Source organism: Streptomyces sp. CNQ329, assembly GCF_000482585.1.
In genome coordinates this window covers 1-5,264 of record NZ_AXVU01000093.1, presented here as the reverse complement: position 1 = coordinate 5,264, position 5,264 = coordinate 1, and the positions used below count along the sequence as shown (strand labels likewise).

The window sequence follows — 5,264 nt, the reverse complement described above, 5'->3', positions numbered from 1 at the left end:
CGTCCCACCAGACCTGCCCGAGCACCCGGACTACCCCCGCATCCTCGCCGTCTTCAACGGTGCGACCGGACCGCTACGGGCCCGGGATGTCTGCGAAGCCCTCGATCACGAACTGCTGCCGAAGAACATCGAGGGCACCCGCGCCAAGCTGAAACGCCTGGTCAAGCTCGGCATCATCACCGAGATCGACACGGGCAGCTTCGCCAGGAAGCAATAGCCGACCAAGCCCCGCGACCACCAGCCCTGCCCCAACCTCACCAGGAAACGGACATCAGATCACGAACCGCCCTCTGAAAGGCTTGCCACAGTGGTAGGCGTTTGGGGGATGTGATGGCCCGCCCGGCAGTACGAGATGGCAGGGATCCCAAAGCCGTCCGTGACACTCGCGTCTTGATTGACTGTCTGCAGGAGCTGGTGCGGGGCGCCATCTCCAAGACCATCCGCGACTGTGCCAAGTACCCGGAAACGGTATGGCTCGCGGACGCTCCCAATGGTACCGTGCGCCATGCTGCGGACGCTGATCCTCGCATCATGGTGGTCAAGCACCGTCCGCCCCAAGAGGCACCGCGGCTGCCGGCGATCCTGCATGGCAGGGTGTCCGCCGAGGCCGCTGCCACCGCCGGGCCGCAACCTCCCAGCCTGATCGACAACACACCGAATGGCCGTCAAATGGCCGACGGCCAAGCGGCTGTGGAGGAGAACCAGCCAGCACTGGAGGGCGGCAGATCCGAAGAACGCAAGGCGTACGAGACGTGGGCCGGCGAGTGGATGCGATGGTCGCAAGAAGAGCTGGCGGCCGAGCCGCAGCGGCGACTGCACCAGCAGCTGTACTGGATGGCCAAGAAGATCGAGCAGGACAGTGACACCTTCGAAGTAGTCCTGGCCGTAGGTCTCTTGCAACTCGGAGCCGCTCGTCCCTCGGCCCGTGTCCGCCGGCACATCGTGACAACACCGGTGACCCTCACCGTTGAACCGGCGTCGATCAACGTGACCGTTTCTCTGGTGCCGGAGCACCCCGGCCGTCTGGAAGACACCGACTTCCTCAGCGAGTCCGACGGCTACACGTCGGAGTTGCTGGGGGTCGTGCGCTCCGCTGTCGAGGATGTCCCCTTCCACCCGCTGTCGGACCGGGCGGCACAGGCCGTGCGCTCGTGGGCGCAGCGGGCTTTCGGAGTCGACCGGGTGCTCCCATTCGACCCAACCGGCCAGCACCCCGACCTCACCGCTGAACCCCAGACGCGGTCCCTGCATCTCGCGCCCGCACTCGTCCTGCGCGAACACAGCCAGCGCTCCGTCCTCGGCTTCTACGAGAGCATCGCCCGGGCGCTGAAACGTCCCGGAGCACAAGCGCCTTTGGGACTGGCTCAGCTGCTGTATGACCTTGAACCGGAGCACCGGACGGCCTGGGGGAGCAGGAATGGCTCCGTGCCGCCAGCATTGGGACCGGATCCGCTGTTCCCGATGGTCACCAACGATGCCCAGCGCGATGTCCTGGACCGGCTGCAGCGCGACACCAGTGTCGTGGTCCAGGGCCCGCCGGGCACCGGAAAGACACACACCATCAGCAACCTGATCGCCGCACTCCTCGCGGACGGCAAGCGAGTCCTGGTCACCAGCGCGAAGAGCCAGGCCCTAAACGTGCTGCGCGACCAGCTACCGTCCAAGCTGCGCAGCATGTGCGTGATCCAAGGCGATCAGCGGCAGGGCGGTAACTCCGATCTGAGCCAGTCGCTGGGAGCATTGGCCCACCTGAACGCGACAACGAACCTTGCTCGGCTTCAGGAGCGCATTGACGACCAGCAGACGCAGCGGCACCAGCTCATGGCAGAGCAGGCCAAGCTCAAGGACCGCCTGCGTCAGGTACGCGAGGTCGAGTGGTACGAGCACCCCGAGATCGCGCCGGGCTACCGAGGGCGGCTCGACGACATCGTGCAGGCAGTGGCACACGGCGCAGCTGGATATCAGTGGCTGCCGTCCCTGGATGTCCAGGCCCCACAGGTCCCGCCCCTGACCACGGACGAAGCTGAGCGACTGTGGCTGCTCGTTGCCCAGCATGGCCCCGGAATCCTCGACGCCCGCATCCAGTACTGCCCGGACCCGGCAACGCTGCCGGACCCGGCGGAGGTTTCCCGCTGCATCACGGAACTTCAAGGAGCCGAGCAAGCCGTCGGCCGCGAGCCGGTCACACCGCTGGCGCAGGAACTGGCGGACCACGGTGACGCGCGGCTCCTGGTGCTGGAAGCGCTCCTGGACCGAGCTCAGCAGGCCCTGCAGAGGGTCGGGCTGTCCGCGGACCCCACCTCCTGGCAGGCGGATACCTGGTCCACGCGTGCGCTGCAGGACGGCATAGCCCAGCGATGGCAGCAGCTGTGGGACAGCATCCGAAACGCCTCACAGCGTGCACAGCTGACCCACGATGAGATAGCCGCAGCCTCCTTCCTGGAAGTGGAGATCCCCCGCCTGTCCGAAAGCGAGGAGAAGGAGCTCCTGATCGCGGGCCGCAATCTGGAACAACACGTCCTGCGCACCGGTAAACTGAACACGCGATGGCCCCGGCCGGCCGTCGTCAAGCAAGCCCGATTCCTCCTGGAACAGTGCCGGGTAGAGGGCATGGCGCCAACCAGCCGAGAGCACATCACCGCGGTCGTACGGCAACTGGAGATGCGTGCCCACGCCCGCACCCTGCGCGGCCGGTGGACCGGCGTCGGATCGGCCGTCGGACAGGACACAGCCGAACTGATGACGTCCGAGCTCCTGGACAGGGCCGTCATCCTGCAAGCCATCGACACCTGCGTGGAGGTCATCCGCCAAGTCCACGCAACCCTGCTGGCCGACGGAATCCCGACACCGGTCACCACCGCCGAGCAGTGGCGCGACATCCGCCAGGCCACGGCCCAGGCCCGTCGACTCCTGCACATCAGGACCGCAACACAACGCTTCGAAGAGCTCCTCAAGAGCCTTTCGCCGCCTCACCCGCATGGCGTGGAAGAGCTGCAGCGCGCGGCGGATGCAGCAGCGGCCCGTGATGCGCAGGCCTACGCTCAGGCGGTGGAGGCACTGGCTACGGCTTACCAGCGTGAGGCACACCGGCGCGAGACCGGCAAACTCTTCGAGCGCCTTGCCGAGGCCCACTCCGAACTCGCCAAGGACTTCGCCGGCGATCCCCTCGCACCGCACTGGCGCTCCCGGTTCGCCGTGCTGCCCCAGGCCTGGGCGTGGCGGCAGGCGCAGGAGTTCCTCGACACCCACCTGCTCCCAGGACGCGAAGAGCAACTCGAAGGCGAACTGGCCCAGATCCAAGGCCGACTGCACGACCTGGTGGAACAGCTGGTCTGCGACCGCGCAGCATTCCATTGCGTCAGCCGCATGACCACCAAGCACAAACAGGCCCTGGCTGCGTACGCCAGCGCCGTGGCCAACGCAGGCCAGGGAACCACCGAATACGGCAAACGCCACCAGCGTCACGCACGCTCAGCCATGCAAACAGCGCAAGGAGCGGTACCAGCGTGGATCATGCCGCTGAACCAGGTGGCGGAAACGATCAGTCCAGAGCCGGACGCCTTCGACGTCGTCATCGTCGATGAAGCAAGCCAAGTGGGCCTCGAAGGCCTGCTGTTGCTCTGGCTCGCACCCCGCATCATCGTCGTCGGCGACGACCGGCAATGCGCCCCGCTCTACAGCGGCAGCAAGCATGACCGGATCACCCAGATCTTCGACGAGCGCATGGCCGACCTCGAACCCTGGCAGCGCGAAGGCTTCGACCCCAAGTCCAACCTGTACGAACTGCTGCAGTCCCGCTTCACTGAAGTGATCCGTCTCACCGAGCACTTCCGGTGCATGCCGGAGATCATCAAATGGTCCTCCATGCAGTTCTATCCCGACAACCAGCTGGTCCTGCTGCGCCAGCACGGCTCCGACCGCCTCCCGCCGCTGAAGGTCGTCCATGTGCCCGAAGGGCACTGCGAAGGACGCCGGGGCAAACTCATCAACCGGCCGGAGGCGGAGGCCGTCGTCAACGAACTGCACCGCCTGACCCAGGACTCTGCCTACGCAGACCGCAGTATCGGCGTGATCATCCTGCGCCACGGCGACCAGACACGACTGGTACAGGACCTCGTCGACCAGCGCATAGACTTGTCGGCACGCGAACGCCACAGCATCCTCGTCGGCACACCCGAGCAGTTCCAGGGAGACCAGCGCGACGTCATCCTTCTGTCGATGGTCGTCGACGGAGCCAACGTCATCGCCGCGACCGGCCGCAACAATGAACGACGCTTCAACGTGGCCGCCAGCCGGGCCCGCGACCAGATGTGGCTCTTCCATTCCCTGACCGTCGACCAGCTCAGCAGCAAAGACCTGAGGCGCTCCCTGGTCACCTACATGGTGAGTCCGCCACCGCCCTACACACACCCACACCAGCCCGCCCACGTCAGCGCAGACCGACACTGCGAGCCCTTCGACTCGCTCTTCGAGCAGCGTGTCTTCCTGCGCATCAAGGAACGCGGCTACGACGTGGTGCCCCAGTGGGAAGTCAACGGAAAGCGCATTGACCTCGTGGTCACCGGAGGCCACGGACGCCTCGCAGTGGAGTGCGACGGAAGCCCTCACCACTCCACCATGAAGCAGATCCACGACGACGCCGAGCGCGAGCGGGAGCTTCGCCGCGCCGGCTGGACGTTCTGGCGCATTCGCAGCAGCGCCTTCGCCCTCTCACCAGAAGAGGCCTTGGAACCGCTGTGGGAACGCCTGACCGAGCTGGGCATCCATCCCCGCACTGTCCGCGAGCCATCCATCGACAACGCGCCGACTGACATGCCCTGGGCTCCGGTCGGCTTGTCCGAGGCCGAACCCGACGAAGACGCGGACCCCTACGACGGCGAGCCGGACGAAGACAGCGAGGAACACTGACATGGACAACTTCGACGACAGCACCCTCGAAGAACTAGTACTACAGGGCTAGATCTTGATCACCTGAAGTCGTAGCCGCCTTCGGAAGTGGTGGCGTCGTGCCTCCGCCTGATGCGCGCGCCTCCAGATCGACCAGTGAAGTCCCTGGTCGATGGCGGTGCGAGTCGAGCCGATCAAGTTGAACAGCCGCCGGGCCTCGGTGACGGTCAGGGCCGCGAGCCGCCGCGTTCGCGGCCCGCGGTCACCGCCCAGGCGTGAAGAGCCCCCTTTTGCGGGGTTCGGGTCATCGCGGCCAGGAACGCCAACGCCAGCATGGACAGGGTGATATGGCGATACCAGGCGTCGTATTTGCGTAC

At 66.1% G+C, this 5,264-nt stretch carries 1 protein-coding gene and 2 pseudogenes; 2 read left to right on the top strand and 1 reads right to left on the bottom strand.

Translation table 11 applies throughout. The features are described 5' to 3' along the window. Positions 1-217: pseudogene (locus tag I003_RS0128700) on the top strand (hypothetical protein); the annotation flags it as partial. Between the two features lie 173 nt (positions 218-390). After that, positions 391-4,908: an AAA domain-containing protein gene (locus tag I003_RS0128695; protein WP_486584448.1), complete on the top strand. Its 4,518-nt coding sequence runs from the start codon at positions 391-393 to the stop codon at positions 4,906-4,908. A gap of 206 nt (positions 4,909-5,114) precedes the next feature. Here I003_RS0128695 and I003_RS37170 read toward each other — a convergent pair. After that, positions 5,115-5,264, bottom strand: a pseudogene (locus tag I003_RS37170) (IS701 family transposase); the annotation flags it as partial.